Below are 21,835 nucleotides of genomic sequence, written 5' to 3'. Positions count from 1 at the left end.
CGGGCGAAGCGGGACGGGGACGCGGGCCGGTTCCCCGTCACGCGGAACCGGGGCTGTGGACAACCGCTCGACCGTCCCCCGGCTCTGGTACCAAGGGACGTATGGCCACACCCACCCCTGACAGCACCGTTCCCACCACCGCGTCCGACGGCGCGCTGCGCGAGCGCGCCGAGGCGCACCTGCGCGCCCTGGCCGGGGACTCCGCCCGGCTGCGCGAGGACCAGTGGACCGCCATCCACGCCCTGGCCGCCGAGCACCGCAGAGCCCTCGTCGTCCAGCGCACCGGATGGGGAAAGTCGGCGGTGTACTTCGTGGCCACCGCCCTGCGGCGCGCCGAGGGGGCGGGCCCCACCGTCATCGTCTCCCCGCTGCTGGCGCTGATGCGCAACCAGATCGCCGCGGCCGAGCGCGCGGGCATCCACGCGCGCACCATCAACAGCTCCAACACCACCGACTGGGAGAACGCCTACGCCGACGTGGCCGCGGGCCGGGTCGACGTCCTGCTGGTCAGCCCCGAGCGCCTCAACAACCCCGAGTTCCGCGACCGGGTCCTGCCCGAGCTGGCCGCGGGCGCAGGCCTGGTCGTCATCGACGAGGCCCACTGCGTCTCCGACTGGGGGCACGACTTCCGCCCCGACTACCGGCGCATCCGCTCCCTGCTGCACGACCTGCCCGAGGGGGTTCCGGTGCTGGCCACCACCGCCACCGCCAACGAGCGCGTCACCCGCGACGTGGCCGAGCAGCTCCAGGCGGGCGGCGAGCGCGCGGACACCCTGGTCCTGCGCGGTTCCCTGGAGCGCGAGAGCCTGCGCCTGGCCGTCGTCCGGCTGCCCGACCCCACCGCCCGGCTCAGCTGGCTGGCCGAGCACCTGCCCAAGATCCAGGGCTCGGGCATCGTCTACGCGCTCACCGTCAGCGCCGCCCAGGAGACCGCCCGCTTCCTCGCCCAGCAGGGCATGGAGGTGCGCGCCTACACCGGCCAGACCGACCCCGACGAGCGCCGCGAGGCCGAGGACGACCTGCTCGCCAACCGGGTCAAGGCGCTGGTCGCCACCAGCGCGCTGGGCATGGGCTTCGACAAGCCCGACCTGGGCTTCGTCGTCCACCTGGGCGCCCCCCAGTCCCCGATCTCCTACTACCAGCAGGTGGGCCGCGCCGGGCGCGGTGTACAGCGGGCCGAGGCGGTCCTGCTGCCCGGCCGCGAGGACACCCGCATCTGGGAGTACTTCGCCGGACTGTCCTTCCCGCCCGAGCAGACCGTGCGCCAGACCCTGGACGCGCTCGCCGAGGCGGGCGGACCGCTGTCCGTCGCGCACCTGGAGACCCGGGTGGACCTGCGCCGCACCCGCCTGGAGCAGATGCTCAAGGTGCTGGACGTGGACGGGGCCGTGCGCCGGGTGCGGGGCGGCTGGGAGGCCACCGGCCGGCCGTGGACCTACGACGCCGAGCGGTACGCGGCCGTCAGCCGGGCGCGCGAGCGCGAGCAGCGCGCCATGCTCGACTACCTCGACCTGGACACCTGCCGGATGGAGTTCCTGCGCCGCCAGCTGGACGACCCCGAGGCCGCGCCCTGCGGACGCTGCGACGTGTGCACGGGCGAGTACTGGCCCGCGGACGTGGACTCCACCCGGCGCGAGGCCGCGGCCGAGCACCTGGACCGGCCCGGCACGCCCATCGCGCCCCGGCGCCAGTGGCCGACCGGGATGTCCGCCCTGGGCGTGGACCTGTCCGGCAGGATCGCCGAGGAGCTGCGGGCGGGGGAGGGCCGCGCCCTGGGCCGCCTCACCGACATCGGCTGGGGCAACGAGCTGCGCCGCGTCCTGGCCGCCGACGCCCCCGACGCGCCCGTGGACGAGCGCGTGCTCCAGGGCGTGGTGCGTGTCCTGGCCGACTGGAACTGGGACCAGCGCCCCGTCGGCGTGGTGGCGATGCCCTCGCTCACCCGTCCCAGGATGATCACCGACCTGGCCGAGCGGCTGTCCCGGCTCGGGCGGCTGACGCACGTGGGGACGCTGGGGTACCGCACCGAGCGGGGCACCGGGCCGCGCAGGCACAACAGCGCCATGCGCCTGGAACAGGTCCACGCCGCCCTGGTGGCGGGGGAGGAGCTCACCGAGCGGATGGCGCGGCTACAGGAGCACACCCCCGGGCCGGTGCTGCTGGTCGACGACGTCACCGACACCGGCTGGAGCCTGACCGTGGGCGCCGCCCTGCTCCGCGGGGCCGGGGCGCCCCAGGTGCTGCCGCTCACCCTGGCCACCGCAGGAGGATGAGCGGCGGCCGGGCGGGAGTTCCGGCGGGAGCCCCGCGGGGGCGTTCCGCCGCGGGCGGGCGCGTCCACCGCCCGCGCCGGACCCCGTGCCGTAGGGCTTTCAGGGGCACCGAACCCGGCGAAGGGAGATCCGGTCCGCGCGGGCGGGCGTCCGGGCTCGGCCCTTCGGGGCCGGGCCGCTGGGCTCAGCGGATGCGCTGGCCGCGCGGTGCGCCGCGGCGCACCGGCTGGCCCTCGCCCAGGTCCGGGCGGGCGCCCGGCTGGTGCAGGGCACGCGCCGCCAGGCGGTGCGCCCGGCCCAGCGCCTCCTTGGGATGGCGGCCGAGCAGCCACGCGGGCAGGAAACCGGCGATGAAGGCGTCACCGGCACCCACCGAACCCGGGGACGGGTCCACCGGCTCGGCCGGCGCGGTCACGCAGTCGTCGCGGGTCTTGGACGCCCACAGGCCGCCCTGCTCGCCGAGCTTGAGCACCACGTTGGGGTACCACGCGGTCAGCACCTTGGCGGCGGCCTCGGGCTCGTCCCGGCCGGTCAGCACCCGGGCCTGGTCGACGTTGGCGAACAGCAGGCGCGCGCCCTGCGTCCAGTCCAGGAAGTTCTCCGCGCCCGCGCGCTCCAGCGGCGCGTGCGAACCGCCGTCCACCGAGATCGACATCCCGCTGTCGCGGGCCATCCGCAGCGCCACCCGGGCGGCGCGCCGGGAGTCGTCGTTGATGAGGGTGTAGCCCGACACGTGCAGGTGCCCGTCCGGGCCGAACACGTCGCGGGGCAGGTCCTCGGGCTGCAGACGGGCGTTGGCGCCCGGGTCGCTCAGCATCGTCCGGTCGCCCCGGTGCGTGATCATCACCACGCAGGTGCCGGTGGGCCGCTCCGGGTCCATCACCATCCGCGAGTCCAGGCCGTAGCCCATGAGTTCCATCTCACGGGTGCGCCCGGTGATGTCGGAGCCGCGGCGGCCGACGAACGTGGTGTCGGTGCCCTCCACGGCCAGCCACGAGGCGATGTTCGCCCCCGACCCGCCGCCGTACATGATCACGGACGCCGGAGTGTCGCTGCCGCGGGCCAACGGGTGGAACGCGCGCGCGACGGCGTCGGTCATCAGGTCACCGATCACGACCACTCGTGTCATTTCGCCAGCCACCACCGAGGGTTATCAGAATCCGTGCTCGCACGACGTTAACAGGTCAACCGTCAGCGGCGTGTAACGAAGTGACAGCACCCCGGCCACACCGCCTCCGGACACCCCCGCGGAGCCGCGAACGCCCACGGGGCGGCCGATCCGGTCCGCGGACGGGGCACCGGCCCCGACCCGCGCCTCCGCGATCGGGGGACACACCGTACGCGGTCCCGAGCGGGGTTTTCGCGCGGCCCGCACGGACTTTCCCCGGATTCGGCCGTTTGTCGTCTAGTCTCGCAGTCGTGCAGTCCTACCCGAACCACTGGGAAGCCGACGTCGTCCTGACCGACGGAGGCACCGCGCACCTGCGCCCCATCACCCCCGAAGACGCCGACCTGCTCCGCGAGTTCCACTCCCGTCTCTCCCCGGAGACGATCTACTACCGGTTCTTCGCGCCCTACCCCAGGCTCTCCGACCGCGACGTCAAACGCTTCACCACCGTCGACTACGAGGACCGCGTGGCACTGGTCGCCACCATCTCCGACTCCCTCGTCTCCGTGGTGCGCTACGACAAGGTGGCGCCGGAGGAGGCGGAGGTCGCCTTCGTGGTGGAGGACGCCCACCAGGGCCGCGGCCTGGCCTCGGTCATGCTGGAGCACATCGGCGCGGCCGCGCGCGAACGCGGGATGCGCCGCTTCATCGCCGACGTGCTGCCCGAGAACCGGCGCATGATCAACGTCTTCCGCGAGGCCGGGTACACCGCCCAGCAGACCTTCGACGAGGGCGTCATCCGCCTCACCCTGGACCTCCAGCCCACCGACGACTCCACCGAGGTCATGCGGGCCCGCGAGCAGCGCGCCGAGTCGCGCTCCATCGCCCGCCTGCTCTTCCCGAACTCGGTCGCGGTCATCGGCGCCAGCCGCACCGCGCACACCATCGGCCAGACCGCCCTGCGCAACCTCCTGGGCGGGGAGTTCCAGGGCCCGGTCTACCCGGTCCACCCCGAGGCCAAGGCGGTCGTGGGCGTGCGCGCCTACCCCTCGGTCCTGGACATCCCCGACCAGGTCGACCTCGCCGTCGTGGCGGTGCGCGCCGACATGGTCGTCGACGTGGTCGAGCAGTGCGCGGACAAGGGCGTGCACGGCCTGGTCGTGGTCAGCTCCGGGTTCGGCGAGACCGGACCCGAGGGCCGCGCCCGCCAGGACGAGCTGGTGCGCACCGCCCGCGCGGCCGGGATGCGCGTGGTGGGCCCCAACTGCCTGGGCATCGCCAACACCGACCCCGAGATCTCGCTCAACGCCACCCTGTCCCCGGACCTGCCGCCCTCGGGCACGATCGGGTTCTTCTCCCAGTCCGGTGCCCTGGGCCGGGCCATCCTCCAGCGCGTGGCCGAGCGCGGCATGGGCCTGTCCACCTTCGTCTCGGCGGGCAACCGCGCCGACGTGTCCGGCAACGACCTCATGCAGTACTGGCAGGAGGACCCGGCCACGGAGGTGGTGCTCCAGTACCTGGAGTCGCTGGGCAACCCGCGCAAGTTCACCCGCCTGGCCCGGCGACTGGCCAAGCAGAAGCCGGTCGTGGCGGTGCGCAGCGGCGGCTCGGCGCGGACCACCCCCACCGGCCACGCCGCGGGCGGGCTCTCCCTGCCCGACTACGCGGTCACCTCGCTGTTCCAGCAGGCCGGAGTGGTGCGGGTGGACGACATCACGCAGATGTTCGACGCCGCCCAGGTGTTCGCCTACCAGCCCCTGCCCCAGGGGCCCCGCGTGGGCATCATCGGCAACTCCGACTCCCTGGAGCTGCTGGTCAAGGACGCGGCCGTCCGCCAGGGGCTCAAGCCGCACGACCCGGTCAACCTCGGCCCCCAGGCCACCGCGGAGGACTTCGACCGCGCCCTGGAGACGGCCCTGGCCGCCGAGGACGTGCACTCGGTGGTGGTCGTGTTCGTCCCCGCGCTGCACCCCATCTCCGACGACGTCGCCCGCGTGCTGCGGGCCCGCTCCCTGGACTCGACCAAGCCCGTCGTCACCACCTACCTGGCCCGTCAGGGGATCCCCGAGGAGCTGCGCCGCGTCGGAGACCGGGGCCAGACCCTGCGCGGCTCGGTGCCCTCCTACCCCTCGCCCGAGGACGCCGTGCGCGCCCTGGCCTACGCCACCCGCTACGCCCAGTGGCGCGACCGCAAACCCGGACGCCACCCCGAGCTGCCCGACATCGACGGGGCCCGGGCCCGCGCCACCATCGTCCGCGCGCTCAAGAACGCCACTCCCTCGGCGGAGGAGATCGCCTGGTTCGGCGGCGAGCGCCGCTACGACGAGGAGACGGCGATCTCCGGCGAGGACGCCCGCGACCTGCTGGCCTGCTACGGCATCGCCGCCTACCCCGACATCCCGGTGACGTCGGAGGAGGAGGCCGTGGTGGCCGCGGGCCAGCTGGGCTACCCGGCGGTGGTCAAGGCCGACTCACCGGACCTGCGCCTGCGCGCGGGCGGCACGTTCGTCCGCGCCGACCTGCGCACCCCCGACGACGTGCGCAGCGCCTTCGCGGCCCTGCACGACCGCTTCGGCGACGAGGCCTCGCTGGTCGTGCAGCGCATGGTGGCCCCCGGGGTGCCCACGGTCATCCGGGCGGGCGACAACCAGTCCTTCGGATCGGTGGTCTCCTTCGGGCTGGCGGACGTGACCGCCGAACTGCTCGACGACCGGGCGTTCCGGCTGGCGCCGCTCACCGACATGGACGCCGCCGACCTCATCCACGCCGTGCGGGCCGCCCCGCTGCTGTTCGGACTGCCCGCCGGTGCGACCTCGCTCGCCGAGCAGCCCAACGTGGAGGCTCTGGAGGAACTCCTCGTCCGGGTCTCCCGCCTGGTGGAGGCCTTCCCCGAGATCGGCTACATCGACCTGGACCCGGTCCTGGTCAACGCCACCGGCGCCCACGTGCTGGGCGCGCGCGTCTGGCTCCGTGAGGCCCCCGACGTGCGGCCCGACGCCGGGCCCCGGCGACTGCGCGGGGTGACGTTCTGATCATGGGGTGGGCATCCCGTTTCACGTCCCGGTCGCGAAGTGTCACGGGAAAGGGGCAGGATAGGAGTATGAGGAAAACACGCGCCGTGTCCACGGACTGGCGGACGGAGATCGAGCGCAGCGGGTATTACCCCGCGCTCGTGATCGACGCCGTCGCCACCGCCCTGGGGAGCGAGGGCGCCGAGGCGTTCATCGTGCACCACGAGGCGACCTTCGACCCGGCCATGGAGATGCGGCGGCACATCACGGTGATGCTGCTGACCGCGACCCGCCTCGTGGTGTGCCACACCGACGAGCACCCGCCCACCGAGCCCGGCGGCACCTCGCACGCCTCCACCACCACCGACAGCATCCAGTTGGGCAACATCCAGTCGGTCGCCCTGACCCGCGTGGTGCCCAACCCCGCCCAGTACACGCCGGGCAGCATGCCCAGCGAGCTGGTGCTGAGCGTCAACCTGTCCGTGAACTGGGGCGCGATCGCCCACATCGACCTCGAACCGGCCGCCTGCGCCGACGAGGAGTGCGAACTCGACCACGGGTACACCGGCGCGATCACCGCCGAGCCCCTCACCCTGAGGGTCAGCGAGGCCGCGGACGGCGCCGGGGCGGTGTCGGCCATGATGCACTTCGCCGACGCCCTGTCCGAGGCGACCACCCGCCCCTGAGGCCACCGGAGCAGCGGAGGGCCCCGACCGCCCCGGCGGCAGGGGCCCTCCCACACGCGGTGTCCGCTCCGGACGGCCCACGGCGGGGGCGGACCGGGGAGGCGACCCGTCACGCCGCACACGCGGCCACCCGTGAGCGGGACTTAACAAGCGGGATGTACACGGACATGGTGTCCTGAGGGTCCGGTTGTCTAGGGTGGGACCGGCCTCGTGCACCACGTCACAGAGCCGGGCGCGTCCGGCCACGAGCCGGGCGCGCACGCGCGCCGCGACAGGCACGCGCGCGTTCCCCCTCTCCAGCACCCGCGAGTACGGACCCTGAGAAAGGCCCGCCTGCGATGACGCAGCACCCCTCCCCGACCCCCTCGGACGACACGCCCCTGGTACGCCTGGCCGTCGAGCGCTCCATCGCCACGGTCACCCTCGACTCCCCCCGCAACCGCAACGCCCTGTCCGCGGGGCTGCGCGCGCAGCTGTCCGCGGCCCTGGCCGCGGCGGTGGCCGACGACGAGGTACGCGCCATCGTGCTCACCGGCACCGGCCCGGTGTTCTGCGCCGGAGCCGACCTGAAGGAGGTCGGCGCGGCCCTGCGGGGCGCCCCGGCCGAACCGGCGCCCGAGCTCCCCGAGATCTTCGAGCAGATCATGGGCGCCCCCAAACCGGTGGTCGCCGTGCTCAACGGCGCAGCCCGCGCCGGGGGCATCGGACTGGTGGCCGCCGCCGACATCGCCCTGGCGCCCAAGAGCGCCACGTTCGCCTTCACCGAGGTGCGCATCGGCGTGGTCCCCGCGATCATCTCCGTCCCGGTGTCCGCGCGGATGCACTCGCGCCAGCTCAGCCGCTACTTCCTCACCGGCGAGCTGTTCGACGCCTCCGCCGCCGCCAAGGCCGGCCTCCTCACCCAGGCCGTCCCCGACCGCGACATGCCGCACGCCGTGGACGCGATCCTGCAGGGACTGCGGGGTTCGGCGCCGCGTGCGCTCTCGCGCACCAAGGAACTCCTGGGCGAACTGGGAGCGGGCGCGCTCGCGACCCCGGACCGGCGCACCGAGGCCTTCGCCCGGATGGGCGAGCTGTCCGCCGAGTTCTTCGCCGGCGAGGACGCCGCCGAGGGCCGCGCCGCCTTCTTCGACAAGCGCGCGCCCCGCTGGGCCAGGTGACCCCGGCCGCGGCGCCCCGCCCGGGCCGCCGCGGCCGCACACCCGTGCCACCCTGGTGCGTCCGCTCCCGGACGCGGGCCACAATGGTCGGGTGAGCTACTCCGGAGATACCAGGGTCGGCGGCCCCGCCGACCTGCGACGACTACCGCACCTGACCATCACCAAGCTGGCCGTCGGCCCGATGGACAACAACGCCTACCTGCTGCGCTGCCAGGGCACCGGCGAGGCCGTCCTCATCGACGCCGCGGCCGAGCCCGACCGCATCCTGGAGCTGATCGGCGAGGAGGGCCTGGCACGGGTGGTCACCACCCACCGCCACCAGGACCACTGGCAGGCCCTCGCCGAGGTCGTGGGCCAGACCGGGGCACGCACGGTCGCCCATCCCGACGACGGCGACGAACTCCCCGTCTCCGTGGACGAGCCCGTCGTGCACGGGTCGCGCGTCCCGGTCGGGGAGTGCCACCTCACCGTCATCCACCTGCGCGGGCACACCCCCGGGTCGATCGCCCTGCGCTACGACGACCCCGAGGGCCACACCCACCTGTTCACGGGTGACTCCCTCTTCCCGGGAGGCGTCGGCCGCACCTGGTCCGACGACGACTTCCGCGTCCTGTTCGCGGACGTGGAGGAGCGCGTGTTCGGGGCGCTGGCCGACGACACCTGGGTCTACCCCGGGCACGGACGCGACACCACCCTGGGCGCCGAGCGTCCGCACCTGGGGGAGTGGCGCGAGCGCGGCTGGTAGCGGCCTCAGGCGCCGAAGCAGCAGAACCCCGTCCGCCCGAGGTGGACCGCCACCGCCTCGGGCGCGGGGACGCCCGCGGCGAGCGCGCGGTGGAACAGCCGCATGGCCCCGGCGGTCCCCGCGTCCCGGACGGGGACGGGGCTGGCCACCACCGTGCGGACCCCGGCCGCGAGCAGCGCGCCGGTGAACCCGAGCGGAGCCCCGGCGCGGTCCGCGAAGCCCCGGCCGCTCCAGCAGGTCGACAGCACCACCGTGTCCGGGGCCTCGGGCAGCCCGGCCAGGTCGCAGGCGAGCAGCGGCCCGTCGCCCAGGCCGACCGAGGCGAGCATGGGCGAGCGGCCGGGGACCCGCCCGTGCCCCGCCAGGTGGACCAGGTCGGCCCGGCCGAGGGAGGCCAGGACGTCGGAGCGCAGGGCCCGGTCGGCACGGAGCACGCGCGCCCCCGGGTACACGTCGGCCAGCGCGGCGACCTCGCGCGCCGCCCCGTCCGGTTCGGGAGCCGCCACCAGCAGCACCCGCTCCGGCGGGCGGGGCACGGGTACCCCGGAGCGGGTCCGGTCCAGCCAGAACCCGGCGCCGGGCACCAGGTTCAGCGGACGGCCCCGCAGCGCGGGGAGCATGCCCCAGGGGGGATCGCCGAGGTAGGAGTCGCCGGCCACGACCAGCGGAAGGTCGCCGACCAGCGCCAGCAGCGGTTCGAGGAGGACACGTGCGACGTCCTCGGCCGCCTCCCGCGCCTCGCAGCCGTCCTGTGCGAACGCCACCGGGTGGACGAACCGGGCCATCGCACGGGCCACCCGCGGGAGCGGCCCCAGGACGCGGGCGTGGACCCGTCCGGCCGCGGCCACGAGCGCGACGGCCTTCCCTTCCGCCCGCGTGTACCGCACGAAGGCCCGGTCGCCCAGCCGCTCCAGCAGCGCGCCCGCCACGGGCGCGGGTGCGGGGGCGCGGCGCGCGCCCGGGGTCTGGTGGTGCGCCTGCCAGCGGGCCGACTCCAGGCGCCGGGCCAGGACGTGCGGGTCGCGGCCGCGGACCAGCGCCGCACGGTAGCGGTCGGCCAGCGAGGCCGTCGCGGGTGTGCGTACGCCGGGACCGGGGACGTGGGGCGCGGCCCAGGTCCGGGCCAGTTCCGCCCACTCCAGGGCGGTGGCCGCCTCTCCGGCGCGCAGGGCGCTCTCCAGGCCCGCGCGGACGACGTGGGGATCGCTCACCGCGCCCGCCAACCAGGGACCCGGCGCGAGGCGGGCGTGCGCGTCCAGGGTGTCCAGGGCCACGTGGGCGGCACCCTTCCCCGACGGTCGCGGCGCGGCCAGGGGCGCGCGGACGGCCAGGGCGGTCCTGGCCCGGGCCACGGGGGAGGTCGTCCGGCCCTCGCGCAGCGCCATCCTCTCCAGGCGGGTGGCCAGCCGGTACCACAGCGAGCCCGTACCGAAGGAGTGCCGCACCCGGCGGGTGAGCTCGACCGTGTGGCGGTGGTCGCCCCGCAGCAGCCGCAGTTTGGCCTCCACCAGCAGGGCGTTGGCCGACGAACCCCCGGCCCAGGGGCCGTCCGCGAGCGCCGTGGCCGCCTCCTCCACCAGGCCCTCGGCCAGCAGCGCCTCGGCCAGGTCCACGTGCAGCGCCTCACGGCGTTCGGAGGGCAGACGGTCGGTCAGGCCGTGGAAGGTGGCGATGGCCGCGGGGGCGTCGCCCCGGTAGAGGCTGAGGCAGCCCAGGTTCTGGTCGATGACCAGGCCCATCAGCGGCAGACGGCGCTCCCGTGCCAGGGACCGGGCCTCGCGCAGGTGTTCCTCGGCCTGCGGGAAGCGGCCGCACAGCGTCTGCGCCAGTCCCAGGTTGAGCAGGACGCCGGGCATCACCGTCGCGGACTCGGCCACCGGGTGGCCGAGCAGGCGCCGATGGGCCTCGTCCAGCAGGGCCGCGGTCTGCTCGAACATGCCACCCTGCGCCAGCCGCACTCCGTGGCTCACGCGGGCGAGCAGGGACCTGCCGGACCGCAGCGCGTGGTGGTCCGGGCAGGCGGCGGAGAGGGGGGACTCGGGGGAGAGGAGGGAGGGCTGGGCGCGCAGGGACACGTCCGGTGCCTTTCACCGAGGGGGCGGGCCGCACACAGTGATAGCAGCGCGGGGAGGGCGCGCGGGAGGGGCCGCGTCCGCCCGCGCGCGACTCGGCTGAGGCGAACCCGGACGAAGCCGGTCGAAGGGCCACCATCAGGAGTCGGTTCGCGTCTGTCTGCAACCCGGGTTCGGCCTTCCCCGTTTCTGTGACGGATGGGATCACCAGCCGGCGGCCCGGTTGCCCGGCGGTCCGCCTGGTCAGACGGTGAACCAGCCGGTCACCACCGGAGGGCGTCCCGCTCTGAGCAGCGACAGGCTGACCGGGCCGCGGGACAGGCCGGACAGCGCGAACCCGCCGTCCTCGCCGATCCGCAGGTCCTCCCCGGAGCCCGGGCGGCGCACGCGCAGGACCGCGTGGTCGTACTCCCCGCTGGCCAGCCCCGACAGCGAGCGCAGCCGACCGTGCGCGTGGACCCGCACGTCCAGGGTGAGGTCGCCGTGCTCGAAGCGCAGGGAGGTGACTATCGGGCCTTCCTCCTCCCCCTCCGCCGAGCGCAGCACCTCGCCCGCCGGAGCCCTCTCCCCGGTCAGGGCCGCCACGTCGGCGCCGTCGTCGCCGCGGTCGAAGGCGGCCAGCGCGGCGGCGCGCCCCGCCAGCGCCCGTGCCGGATCGTCGTGGTCGCTCATGTGGGTTCCTCCAGGAGGCGGCGGAGTCTGCGGAGCATACGGCGGCGCTGGTTCGCGGCGGTCCGGGGGTGGACCTGGTCGTCGGAGGACCCCGGGTCGCACGGGGCCGGGGGCACGGGCAGCCCCGCGGCCCCGTCGAGGTAGCGCAGGGCGGCCCGCCGCTCTCCGGGGTCGGTGAGCCGCCGGATCGCGCGGTGCAGCTCCTCGTGCTCCTCCTTGCGCAGGTACTGCGCCTCGGGACCCGAGTCCTCCGAGAGGGGGTCCCGCCGGGTGAGGCTCCGGGGGTCGACCGGCTGGTCCCGGGCGCTGTGGCGGCGCTGTCGGCCGCAGGCGTCGTGGGCGACCCTGCGCAGCCAGCCGCGGAGCCGCTCGGGGGAGTGCAGGCGGGGCAGCTGCTGGTTGAGGGTGAGCCACACCGTCTGCACCGCGTCCTCCCGGTCCGGGACGGACAGGCGGTAGGAGCGCGCGATCGCGTTCACGACCGGCAGGTGCCGGTCCACGATGGCCTCCCACGCCCTGTGCTCACCCCGGCAGGCGGCCCGTACGAGCTCGGCGTCGCTGGGGGCGGCGGCGTCGGTTTCGCCGGGGTTCCCGTCCGGATTGGGCCCGGCTGTATCACCGCCGGTTGTGGCCGGAACCGGCAAAGGTGGGGGTGCTTCCTCCCCGGAAAAGGTCGAAAGTACGGTTTGAGGAGGTGCCTGGGTGTCATGGATGTCCTCGTGCGACTGGTCTGGCACACCCGCTCCCACTATGATCGGACTCCCGCTCGCCGGGGCTCACGCTAGCTTTTGGGGCTTCCGGAGGTGGGGAGAACGCTGGAAAAAGCAAAGTGAGCGCTGGTTCTCCAGGTGCCCTTGGGGCACAATGGGGCAAAAGCATTCAGGCGGGTATGCAACCTTCTCGTGGTACGAGGGCGTCGGGGAAGCGCACTCGTTCGTATCAGGAGGTTCGGTGTCCGCACGTGGCGTCTTGTACGTCCACTCCGCGCCAGCGGCGCTGTGCCCACACGTCGAGTGGGCGGTCGCGGGCGTCGTTGGAGTACCCGTGAAACTCGACTGGGTCGCCCAACCGGCGGCACCCGGCAACCACCGCGCCGAGCTCAACTGGCAGGGGAAGCCGGGCACCGCGGGCTCGGTGGCCTCGGCGCTGAACGCGTGGCAGCGCCTGCGGTTCGAGGTGACCGAGGAGGGGTCGCCCGGCTGCGACGGCGTGCGCTACAGCTACACGCCCTCCCTCGGTATGTTCACCGCCCTCACCAGCGCGGCGGGCGAGGTCCTCGTGCCCGAGGGCCGGCTGCGCCTGGCCGTGGAGCGGGCCGCGGCCGACGGCACCGACCTGGCCGCCGAGATCGAACGCCTCACCGGCCGCGCCTGGGACGAGGAGCTGGAGCCCTTCCGCTACGCGGGCGACGGCGCCCCGGTGCGCTGGCTCCACGCCGCGGGCTGACCCCTCCCGCCGCGGTCCCGGCCGCGCCCGGGGCGTCGGCCGCCCGCGCCAGAGCGGGGGCGCCGCGTCAGGGCGGCTCCCCCTCGCTGGGCCAGATGGCGGAGGCGAGCAGGACCGCGGCCCAGATGCCCAGCGGCACCAGCGGCCAGTAGGGTACGAGCTCGCCGCCCATCAGGCTGACCACGCCCCACACGCTCGTCAGGATCACCGCCACACCCGTCCACCAGCGCCACTCGTCGCCCCACTCGCCCCAGGGGGCGCCCAGGAGCGACAGGTCGTCCGCGTCGGGGGGTTCGCGGCCGTCCCGGCGGTCGCGTCCGGACCCCGGATCGGCGCGGGCCGACCCGGAGAGGGGGTCCGACAGCGGATCGGCGCCCTGCCGCGCGCCCGGGACCCCGTGCACCGCGGATGGGGACGCCGGCAGGTCCGCGGTCAGCGGGCGCAGGTCGCCGAGCAGCACCGCGCCCAGTGCCAGACCGACCCGGCGGTCGTACTCCTCGTGGTCCAGGCGGCCCTCGACGAACGCGGTGGTGAGGCGGTCCACCGTGAGGTCGCGTTCGGCGTCCGAGGCGCGCATCCGGTGCAGCGGCAGGCGTTCGTCCTCCACTTCCCACCCCCAAGACGCGAGTTGGTGACCACACGATACGCGCCGCACCCGGCGTGGAAAAGGGATACACGGAAAGTGAGTCGCGGCCCCCGGTCCAGCCCCGGGGCGGCTCCCGGAGCGCGTTCTCAGGAGCCCAGCCAGTCGGAGACGGCCCGGCACGCGGCGGGGTCGGCGGCGCCCACCAGCCCGGTGTGCTCGTAGGGCCCCCGGTAGTCGAACGGGCTTCCGTCCAGCCGGGTGACCAGGCCGCCCACCTCCTCCAGGACCAGGGCGGGCGCCGCCACGTCCCAGTCGCGCACCGGCACGTCCTTGACGAACAGGTGCGCGGAACCCTCGGCGACCAGGCACAGCTTCAGCGAGATGCTGCCGCTCTCCAGGTACCCGCCGTAGCCGAAGCGGTCGCCGACCCTGCGGGCGATCCCCTCCGGCCCCGGGGTGTTGTCGGTGAGCACACCCCGTCCCGGCGGGGCGGGCCGCGGGGGCGGCAGGGGGCGTCCGTCCCGACGCGCGCCCCGGCCGCGCACGGCCGTGTAGAGGGTCGCGGTCTCGGGGGCGAACACGGCGGCCGCCTCCGGCCGCCCCCCGTCCACCAGCGCGACCTGCGTGACGTACCCGGGGAACCCGTGGACGTAGCTGGCGGTCCCGTCGACGGGGTCGATCAGCCAGTACCGGTGCGGCCGCTCGCCGCGCAGCGACTCGGGGTCCTCCTCGCTGACCACCGGGATCCGGCCGTCGATCGCGGTGAGCCGCTCGGACAGGGCCCGGTGCGCCATGGCGTCGGCCCGGGCCTTGAACTGGCTCCCCTCCCACGCCCCGCTGCGCGCGTCCGCGTCGGAGCGCCACTCCCGCAGCAGACCGCCGACCTCCACGACCGCCGCCGCCATCGCCTCGGCCAGCGGGTGCGCGCCGGCGGTCCCCGTCGCGGAGCCGGTCAACGCACACGCACCGGAACGACCGGGACCGGCCCCGTGCCTCCCGCGGACAGCTGCCGGGGCAGCTCCGTGCCGACCGCGGGGGCGGGCGAGATGCCGTGGGAGGTGAACTCCGCCTCGCTGACGAACTCGTCCGTCCACCGCCGCACCATCGCCACCCCCTCGCGCCAGTCGTCCTCCAGGCGGGGCCCGTCCGCGACGGCCTGCCGCAGCAGCCCCGTGATCTCGTCGATCCCGGCCGCCGCGGTGAGCGAGGCCGTGGAGGAGAAGCGCGGGTTGATCTCGAAGATCCTCGGCCTGCCGTCCGCGTCCAGGCACAGCTGCACGTTGAAGGGGCCGTCGGCGCGCAGAGCGGACTGGACCGCCCGGCAGGCGCGGTCCACCTCGCGGTGGCGCCGGGTCACCGCGTACCTGGTCACGCCCTGCTTGAGGACGACCTCCTTGGGCACCACGGCCTGGACCCCGCCGTCCCGCCACACCACCACGGACACCGTGTACTCGGGGCCGCCGACCAGCTCCTGGACGATCAGCTCGTCCGCCGCGTAGCCGCCCTCGGACACCACCCGCGCCATGTCGCGGACGGAGTCGATGACCACCACCCCGCGGCTCCCGCGTCCGCAGCGCGGTTTGACGATGAGTCCGCCGGGCGCGGAATCCGCGGCGCCGCTCGGCCACTCCGAGGCCAGCCAGGTGCGCGGCACGCCGATCCCGGCGTCCTCCAGCTCGCGCATCAGCACGTACTTGTCCAGACAGGTGGTGACGAAGTCCAGCCGGGGCAGCAGCACCTCCACGCCGTCCTTGGCGAGCTCGCCCACCCTGACGAGTTCCTCGTCCACCAGGGGGATGACCGCGACGGCCCCCTCGTCCGCGCACAGCGTCCGCATCCTGGGCAGGAAGGCCTCGCTGTCGCCCGGCGGCACCAGGTACCCGCGGTCGGCCAGGTACAGGCCCGGCGCGGCGGGGTCCACATCGGTCGCCACCACGCGGAAACCCTGTTCCCGCAGGTGGAGGATGGTCCCGGGCGTGGGCGCCGACCCCGCTGTCGTGACCACGACGGTTGGTTTGCTCGCAGGCTGCTGTGGCACCGGTCGAACCCTTTCCGACGTGAACGGCGGACTGGGGGGATGCCTAACGAGCCTAGACCTCGGGGTGCCCGATGGCCCGCAAATGGCCGAATCCGGTTGTCAGGACAACCGAAAGGGCCCACTGCGCGTGTGTCCCCGGCCCCGGGGAGGAGGGGCCGGGGACGGGCGACGCGGCACGGCCGCGCCGCCCGGCCCCGGCGCGTCGCGCGGCCCCGGGTCCCGGTCCCGGCCCGGGCTCCGCGCCGCCCGCGCGGGCTACTCCACCTCGTAGACGGGGGTGACCATCGCACGGCCCAGCGCGTGCGAGAACAGGTTGAAGCCGAGGAAGGCCGGGCTGGCCGACGCGTCCACCTCCAGGCGGGGCACGTCCACCGCGTGCACCACGAAGAAGTACCGGTGCGGGCCGTGCCCGGCGGGCGGCGCCGCGCCGACGTAGCGGTGTCCGCCCGCGTCGTTGCGCAGGGTGACGGCCGACTCGGGGAGGCCGGAGCCGTCCCCCGCGCCCGCGGCCAGCTCGGTGACGTCGGCCGGGATGTTGGCCACCGACCAGTGCCAGAAGCCGCTGGCGGTGGGTGCGTCCGGGTCGAAGCAGGTGACGGCGAAGCTGCGCGTCCCCTCGGGGAAACCGCTCCAGGACAGGTGCGGCGAGACGTCCCCGCCTCCGGCGCCCATGATCCCGCTGACCTGGGCCCGGGGCAGGGTCTGTCCGTCGGCGACGTCGTTGCTGGTGACGGTGAACGACGCGACCTGGGGCAGGAAGTCGTAGGGGGAGGGTGGCGTGGCCACGAAGGGGCCTCCTTCGTTCGTCTGGGATGCGCTCGTGCGGCCCGGCCGGGGGCGCCCGCCGTCGGCGGGGCTCCGGTCCGGGCCCTACGAACATACGCCCCAGAGAGCACGCGCGTCCCGGGGGCGGCGCGCCGTGTCGGAAGGGCGGCGGCGGTGCGCCGGCCGGAGGGGCACGGCCGCCGACGGCGCGAAGGGGGGGCGCCCCGAGACAACAGACCGACCGGGCGGTACGGTGCTGCCAGCACGGAAAGAGAACCGGATTCGGTTTCACACCGACAGGGAGTCGCCATGACCACTCGCTGGGGCATCACCATCCCGCTGGAGGGGGTCCCGCTCTCCGAGCAGCGGGCCCTCATCGAGCGGCTGCCGGACCTGGGCTACACCGACGCCTGGTCGGCCGAGACCAACGGCACCGACGCCTTCACCCCCCTCGCCCTGGCCAGCGTGTGGGCGCCCCGGCTGCGCCTGGGCACCGCGATCGTGCCCGCCTACACGCGCGGCCCGGCCACCCTGGCGATGAGCGCCGCCGCCCTGGCCGCCGCCGCGCCGGGCCGCTTCGCGCTGGGCGTCGGCACGTCCTCCACCGTGATCGTGGAGCGGTGGAACTCCATCCCCTTCGAGGAGCCGTACAAGAAGGTGCGCGACACCGTGCGCTTCCTGCGCGCCGCGCTCACCGGCGCGAAGGTCAGGGAGGACTACGACACCTTCAGCGTCAACGGATTCGCGCTCGGCGCGGTCCCCGGGCAGGCGCCCCCGCTGCTGGTGGCGGCGCTGCGGCCGGGCATGCTCCGGCTCGCCGGACGCGAGGGCGACGGAGCCGTCATCAACTGGCTCTCGCCGGAGGACGTGCGCACGGTGGTGCCCCACGTGCGCCAGTACGGCGAGGACAAGGAGGTGGTCGCGCGGATCCTCGCCGTGCCCGAAGCCGACCCGGACACCGCCCGGGGGATCGGCCGCTGGGCCATCTCGGCCTACCTCAACGTCCCCGTCTACCGGGCGTTCCACGAGTGGCTGGGCCGCGAGGAGCTCACCCCGATGTGGAAGGCGTGGGACGAGGGGGACCGCAGGGGCGCGCTGGCCGCGATCCCGGACTCGGTGGTGGACGAGCTCATCGTGCACGGCCCCGCCGAGTACTGCCGCGAGCGGATCCGGGCCTACGTCGACAACGGGGTGACCACCCCGGTCGTCGCGCCGATCGGTCCGCCGAACGCGGACCCGGCCGCGGTGGTGCGCGCGCTGGCGCCGCGGGACTGAGGGGCGCGGCGAGGGCAGCGCGAAGCGGGAGGGCCCGGGGGACCCCCCGCTTACCACGCTAGTCCTCGGCGGAACGGTCGGGGAAGGCCGGTCTGTCGCCTGTGGACAACCGCTTCGCGGATCGGGCTTGACCCTCACGCCGCGTGAGGCGGGACGGTGGACCGTATGAGTGATTTCTTCGACGCATTCGAGATGGGCCCCCTGTCCGAGCGCGGACCGGACGCGGTCGCGCCAGAGGTGTTCCGCGGTATCTACGCGATGCCGGTGTTCGTGACGGTTCCGACGTCGGACTTGGCGGCGTCGACGGATTTCTGGGTGCGGGGGTTGGGCTTCGTCGAACTGTTCAGCGTCCCGGGGCAGGTGGTCCACCTGCGCCGGTGGGCGTTCCAGGACGTCCTGCTCGTCCCCGCGGCGGCCGGGGCCGAGCCCCCCGAAGCGCCCGCGATGAGCGTGAGTTTCCTGTGCGTGCTGAGCGAGGTCGATCCGCTGGTCGAGGCGTGCTCGGCCCTCGCGCCGGGAAGCGTGACCGGGCCGCGGGACACGCCGTGGCGTACCCGCGACGTCGAGGTGGCCACCCCCGAGGGCGCGCGGGTCGTGTTCACCGCGGCGCGGGAGTTCGACCCCGACAGCCCCGAGGCGCGGAACCTCGCCTCGGTCGGGATCGTCGCCCCGGGGTCGGCGGAGGGGGGTCACAATGGTGTCCATGGTTGAACGCGAGCGCGACACCGGTGACGGTGTCACGGTGGGCGCGGCCGCCGGGCTGGTGGGGGTGACGGTCCGCACGCTCCACCACTGGGACGAGGTCGGCTTGGCGTCGCCGTCCGCGCGCACCGCGGCCGGCTACCGCCAGTACACCGACGCGGACCTGCGACGGCTGCGCCGAATCGTCGTGTACCGGGAGGCCGGTCTCGGGCTGGACGCGGTGCGTGAGGTCCTCGACGACCGGACGGCGGAGATCGGCGCCACCCTGCGTGAGCAGCGTGCCCGGCTCGCCGAGCGCATCCGGGACCTGCGACGGCACGACGAGCGCCTGGAACGGATGATCGAGGCCCACGAGCGGGGGATCCTCCTCGACGACGAGGCGCAGTCGGAGGTCTTCGGGGCCGGCTGGGACGCTCGTTGGCCCAGGCAGGCCCGCGTCGTGTGGGGCGGTTCCGCGCAATGGGCGCAGTTCGCCGAGCAGGCCGCTTTCCGCACGCGGGAGCAGTGGCAGTCGCTCTCCGCGTCGATGTCCGCGTTGCAGTTCGATCTGGGCGACGCCCTCGACCGGGGTGTCGTGCCGGGCAGCCCGGAGGCGGACGCGCTCGTCGAACGCCACCGCGAAGTGTTCTCCCACTTCTTTCCGCTCACGCGGCGGATGCAGGTGTGCCTGGGGAGGATGTTCGAGTCCGACCCCGGCTTCTCCGCCCACTACGACGGAATCCGGGCCGGGTTGGCCTCCTGGTTCCGGCGGAGCATCGACGAGTGCGCCCGCGCTCACGGGATCGACCCGGAGACGGCCACCTGGCGGTGACCCCGTGGCGCGAAGACGCCCGTCACCCGCCGTCCGGCCACACCGGACCCTCCTCCAGGGGACCGAGCAGACGGCGGGCCCGCAGGACCAGTTCCAGTTCGAAACGCTCTCCGGGCTCGCGCAGCCGTTCGCCGAACAGCTCCTCCAGCTGGCGCAGCCGGTAGCGCACGGTCTGCGGGTGGATGCGCAGCCGCTCGGCGGCCTCGTTGGCGTTGAGCCCCGACTCCAGCCAGGCCAGCAGGGTGTCGGCCATCCGCTCCCGCTGCGGCGGGCGCAACGGCGCCAGCGGAGCGAGCCGGGACCGCGTCATCTCCGCGACCAGCTCGGGATCGCGCGACAGCAGCAGCACGGGCAGATGGTCGTCCCACCGCACCACGCCCCCGCCCGGCACCACGCCCGTGCGCACGAGTTCCGCGAGGTCCCGGGCCCGGGCCAGCGACAGCGGCGCCCGGTCCAGGGGCACGCTCGGGCCCAGCACCGCGCAGGAACCGCGCAGCGAGCGTTCCAGCGACCGCAGCCGCCCCGGCCCCTCGGGATCGGGCACCACCGCGCACGGCTCCACGCGGTCCAGGCCCACGAGCACGTCCGACGGCAACGCGCTGAGATGTGAGAACGCCCCCGCCGAGGCGGACAGCGCGTCCGCCGACGGGCCGCCCACGGTCGTCTGGGCCACCGCCGACGGGCCGCTCGGGGTCGCCTCCAGCGGGGCCGCCGCCGCGCCGTCCGTACCCCGGTACAGCAGCGCCACCGCCACCCGCCCGGGCAGCCGCCACCGGGCGGCCCGGGCCAGCGCGGGCACCGCCTGCTCCTCCCGCCGCGGGCCCGTCTCGGCCAACAGCACCTCCAGCAACCGCGCCCGGCGCCTGCGCAGCGCGTCCACCCCGGCGCCGCGCACCCGCGCGTGGCCCTCGGCCGCGGCGGTCGAGACCTCCTCCTGGAACGCGAAGATCGCCTCTCCCAGCACCGCCATGTGGTCGCGGGTGAGCGCGTCCGCGTCGGCCAGCCGCCGCCAGGCCACGGCCGCCGCCGTGCGCATCCCCGTGTGCAGGCACTCCAGGGTGCGCCCGTGCCGGGCCTCGTCCGCGCCGAAGGCCCGGAACTCGGCGGCCAGCGCGTCCACGTGCCCGGGGGAGCGGCCGCCCTCCACCCGGTCCAGGAAGGCGCGCAGACCGGCTTCCACCGTCCGCCGCAGACCCTCGGCGTCGGCGGGCTCCAGGGGCGCGGCGTGGAACTCCGCCCGGCGCCGGATGCCCTCCAGGGCCTCCTCCGCCAGCGACGGCACCAGCGGGCGCAGCCGGGCGCCCAACTCCGGGGGGATACGGGCGAACGGGTCCGTCGGACGGCTCTCCCGCAGGGGGTAGGACATGTCACCTCCGGCGCGGACGCACGGCGGAACCGCCCGTGGCACGCCCGCGCGTGCTCTGTGCGCCAGAAAGTCCGGAGCGGTTCCGTCGGGAGGGGACCGCGTTCCCATATCACCAGAAGCCCGGCTCTGCCGACAACCCCCGGGCCCGTCACGGGTCGGGCTTGCGGTGATGGCCGGAAGCCCCGCCCCACCGACAACCCCCGGGTCCGCCGCAGCGCGGGCTTATGGCGATGCCCGGAAGCCCTTCCGACCGGACGGCCCCGGGACTACCTGGGGCGCGCGGACACCGCTGGTCACGCAGCGGGCCGATACGGTAACAATGGTGCGACGCTCCCGCCCCCTCGAAAGGCGCCCGCCATGAGACGACTTCCGCTGTCCGCCCCGCTGCTGGCCCTGCTCCTCGCCGCCACGGCCTGCTCCGGCGAGGAGGCCCCGGAGGAGACCGCGGGGCGGGCCGAGGAGAGCGCGGCCGCGGTGGACCCGGACGCCGAGACCCACGTGCGCCGCGCCGCGCAGGGCTTCATCGCCTCCCTCATGGCCGCCGACGGCGAGGCGGGCTGCGCGCTGATGGACGAGGCCGCGCGCACGGTGTTGGCCGACGAGCACGGGGCCGAGGACTGTCCGGCGGCCTTCCCCCTCTACGCCGAGGCGCTCCAGGGCGGTGAGGGCATCGAGGTCGGTGAGGTCACCATGGACACCGACCTGGAGGGGGAGGTCCCCATCGCCACGGTCGCCCTGGTCTACCCCGGCGAGGACCACGGGCCCCTGGAGATGCGCCGCGACTCCGACGACCAGTGGGTGGCCACCCGCCTGCCGGGCACCTCCCCGGGCGGAGCCTGAGGCCGCCCGGGTCCGCGGCGCCGCGCCCGGCTCAGCTGAAGAACGCGTAGCCGAGGACCATGCCCGCGACCACGACCACCACGGCCGCCAGCGGCCACAGCCACTGGGCGATCCTCTCCCCCGCCGAGGGCCTCCGCCCGCCCTCGCCCTGTCTTTCGGACTCTCTCGTACTGTTCACACCGTCCGGCTTACCAGACGGCGGCTCCGGCGGGGGCACGGCTCGCCCGGTCGGGGCGGCGCGGGCCCGCGCCGCCGGAGCCGACCGCGGCCCCTGACAGG

The 21,835-nt window shown here is 74.9% G+C and carries 20 protein-coding genes; 10 read left to right on the top strand and 10 right to left on the bottom strand.

Going from position 1 to position 21,835, the window contains the following annotated elements; all coding sequences use genetic code 11:
- The first annotated feature begins 101 nt into the window (after positions 1 to 101).
- Positions 102 to 2,273 (top strand): RecQ family ATP-dependent DNA helicase, encoded by a 2,172-nt coding sequence (locus NDAS_RS16320; protein WP_013154314.1) that lies wholly within the window; start codon positions 102 to 104, stop codon positions 2,271 to 2,273.
- A gap of 184 nt (positions 2,274 to 2,457) precedes the next feature.
- Here the strand turns inward: NDAS_RS16320 and NDAS_RS16315 are convergent, their stop codons facing one another.
- Entirely contained in the window at positions 2,458 to 3,393 is a 936-nt protein-coding gene (locus NDAS_RS16315; RefSeq protein WP_019609667.1) for a carbohydrate kinase family protein, read from the bottom strand.
- Positions 3,394 to 3,692: 299 nt separating this feature from the next.
- Between NDAS_RS16315 and NDAS_RS16310 the strand changes: the two genes are divergently transcribed.
- The 4 genes from NDAS_RS16310 to NDAS_RS16295 all read left to right on the top strand — a co-directional run bounded on the left by NDAS_RS16310 (position 3,693) and on the right by NDAS_RS16295 (position 8,983).
- Positions 3,693 to 6,413: a bifunctional acetate--CoA ligase family protein/GNAT family N-acetyltransferase gene (locus NDAS_RS16310; protein WP_019609668.1), complete on the top strand. Its 2,721-nt coding sequence runs from the start codon at positions 3,693 to 3,695 to the stop codon at positions 6,411 to 6,413.
- Positions 6,414 to 6,499: 86 nt separating this feature from the next.
- Positions 6,500 to 7,078: a DUF5998 family protein gene (locus tag NDAS_RS16305; RefSeq protein ID WP_019609669.1), complete on the top strand. Its 579-nt coding sequence runs from the start codon at positions 6,500 to 6,502 to the stop codon at positions 7,076 to 7,078.
- Positions 7,079 to 7,416: 338 nt separating this feature from the next.
- Complete coding sequence (locus tag NDAS_RS16300) at positions 7,417 to 8,238, top strand: enoyl-CoA hydratase-related protein (RefSeq protein WP_013154310.1); 822 nt, start codon at positions 7,417 to 7,419, stop codon at positions 8,236 to 8,238.
- 91 nt (positions 8,239 to 8,329) lie between these two features.
- Positions 8,330 to 8,983 (top strand): MBL fold metallo-hydrolase, encoded by a 654-nt coding sequence (locus NDAS_RS16295; RefSeq protein WP_019609671.1) that lies wholly within the window; start codon positions 8,330 to 8,332, stop codon positions 8,981 to 8,983.
- A gap of 5 nt (positions 8,984 to 8,988) precedes the next feature.
- Here the strand turns inward: NDAS_RS16295 and NDAS_RS16290 are convergent, their stop codons facing one another.
- The 3 genes from NDAS_RS16290 to NDAS_RS16280 all read right to left on the bottom strand — a co-directional run bounded on the left by NDAS_RS16290 (position 8,989) and on the right by NDAS_RS16280 (position 12,371).
- Positions 8,989 to 11,058 carry a CHAT domain-containing protein gene (locus NDAS_RS16290; RefSeq protein WP_013154308.1) on the bottom strand — a complete coding sequence of 690 codons (2,070 nt, stop codon included), beginning with the start codon at positions 11,056 to 11,058 and terminating at the stop codon, positions 8,989 to 8,991.
- 240 nt (positions 11,059 to 11,298) lie between these two features.
- Positions 11,299 to 11,727: a hypothetical protein gene (locus NDAS_RS16285; RefSeq protein WP_013154307.1), complete on the bottom strand. Its 429-nt coding sequence runs from the start codon at positions 11,725 to 11,727 to the stop codon at positions 11,299 to 11,301.
- Positions 11,724 to 12,371 carry an RNA polymerase sigma factor gene (locus tag NDAS_RS16280; protein WP_167539500.1) on the bottom strand — a complete coding sequence of 216 codons (648 nt, stop codon included), beginning with the start codon at positions 12,369 to 12,371 and terminating at the stop codon, positions 11,724 to 11,726. The genes NDAS_RS16285 and NDAS_RS16280 overlap by 4 nt, the downstream gene beginning before the upstream one ends.
- A 307-nt stretch (positions 12,372 to 12,678) precedes the next feature.
- On the opposite strand from NDAS_RS16280, the gene NDAS_RS16275 reads away from it, so the two are divergent.
- On the top strand, positions 12,679 to 13,173 hold the full coding sequence (locus NDAS_RS16275; protein ID WP_013154305.1) for a DUF3145 domain-containing protein: 495 nt from the start codon (positions 12,679 to 12,681) through the stop codon (positions 13,171 to 13,173).
- Positions 13,174 to 13,240: 67 nt separating this feature from the next.
- On the opposite strand, the gene NDAS_RS16270 is transcribed toward NDAS_RS16275, so the two are convergent.
- From NDAS_RS16270 to NDAS_RS16255, 4 genes are all read right to left on the bottom strand, one after another.
- Positions 13,241 to 13,780 (bottom strand): DUF1707 SHOCT-like domain-containing protein, encoded by a 540-nt coding sequence (locus NDAS_RS16270; RefSeq protein ID WP_013154304.1) that lies wholly within the window; start codon positions 13,778 to 13,780, stop codon positions 13,241 to 13,243.
- Positions 13,781 to 13,905: 125 nt separating this feature from the next.
- The gene (locus tag NDAS_RS16265) at positions 13,906 to 14,715 is read right to left on the bottom strand and encodes a 3'(2'),5'-bisphosphate nucleotidase CysQ family protein (protein ID WP_013154303.1); all 810 of its coding nucleotides are present in this window, start codon (positions 14,713 to 14,715) and stop codon (positions 13,906 to 13,908) included.
- Positions 14,712 to 15,764, bottom strand: a complete 1,053-nt coding sequence (locus tag NDAS_RS16260; RefSeq protein WP_041552814.1) for an ATP-grasp domain-containing protein — start codon at positions 15,762 to 15,764, stop codon at positions 14,712 to 14,714. The genes NDAS_RS16265 and NDAS_RS16260 overlap by 4 nt, the downstream gene beginning before the upstream one ends.
- Positions 15,765 to 16,052: 288 nt before the next feature.
- Complete coding sequence (locus NDAS_RS16255) at positions 16,053 to 16,583, bottom strand: YbhB/YbcL family Raf kinase inhibitor-like protein (protein WP_013154301.1); 531 nt, start codon at positions 16,581 to 16,583, stop codon at positions 16,053 to 16,055.
- 288 nt (positions 16,584 to 16,871) lie between these two features.
- On the opposite strand from NDAS_RS16255, the gene NDAS_RS16250 reads away from it, so the two are divergent.
- The 3 genes from NDAS_RS16250 (at position 16,872) to NDAS_RS16240 (ending at position 19,350) form a co-directional block, all read left to right on the top strand.
- Positions 16,872 to 17,837 carry an LLM class F420-dependent oxidoreductase gene (locus tag NDAS_RS16250; protein ID WP_013154300.1) on the top strand — a complete coding sequence of 322 codons (966 nt, stop codon included), beginning with the start codon at positions 16,872 to 16,874 and terminating at the stop codon, positions 17,835 to 17,837.
- A 165-nt stretch (positions 17,838 to 18,002) separates the two neighbouring features.
- Positions 18,003 to 18,548, top strand: a complete 546-nt coding sequence (locus tag NDAS_RS16245) for a VOC family protein (protein ID WP_041552813.1) — start codon at positions 18,003 to 18,005, stop codon at positions 18,546 to 18,548.
- Complete coding sequence (locus NDAS_RS16240) at positions 18,541 to 19,350, top strand: MerR family transcriptional regulator (RefSeq protein ID WP_232051685.1); 810 nt, start codon at positions 18,541 to 18,543, stop codon at positions 19,348 to 19,350. Before NDAS_RS16245 ends, NDAS_RS16240 begins: the two co-directional genes overlap by 8 nt.
- A 22-nt stretch (positions 19,351 to 19,372) precedes the next feature.
- Here NDAS_RS16240 and NDAS_RS16235 read toward each other — a convergent pair whose 3' ends face one another.
- Positions 19,373 to 20,716 (bottom strand): PucR family transcriptional regulator, encoded by a 1,344-nt coding sequence (locus NDAS_RS16235; RefSeq protein ID WP_013154297.1) that lies wholly within the window; start codon positions 20,714 to 20,716, stop codon positions 19,373 to 19,375.
- Between the two features lie 357 nt (positions 20,717 to 21,073).
- On the opposite strand from NDAS_RS16235, the gene NDAS_RS16230 reads away from it, so the two are divergent.
- Positions 21,074 to 21,556, top strand: coding sequence for a hypothetical protein (locus NDAS_RS16230; RefSeq protein WP_013154296.1), 483 nt, complete (start codon positions 21,074 to 21,076; stop codon positions 21,554 to 21,556).
- A gap of 31 nt (positions 21,557 to 21,587) precedes the next feature.
- Here the strand turns inward: NDAS_RS16230 and NDAS_RS28950 are convergent, their stop codons facing one another.
- Positions 21,588 to 21,734 carry a hypothetical protein gene (locus NDAS_RS28950; RefSeq protein WP_167539499.1) on the bottom strand — a complete coding sequence of 49 codons (147 nt, stop codon included), beginning with the start codon at positions 21,732 to 21,734 and terminating at the stop codon, positions 21,588 to 21,590.
- Positions 21,735 to 21,835: the final 101 nt, after the last annotated feature.

This window comes from Nocardiopsis dassonvillei subsp. dassonvillei DSM 43111, from assembly GCF_000092985.1.
Classification (GTDB): Bacteria; Actinomycetota; Actinomycetes; order Streptosporangiales; family Streptosporangiaceae; genus Nocardiopsis; species Nocardiopsis dassonvillei.
The sequence above is the reverse complement of the archived record's forward strand: the minus strand, read 5'-3'. Positions and strand labels throughout refer to the sequence as shown.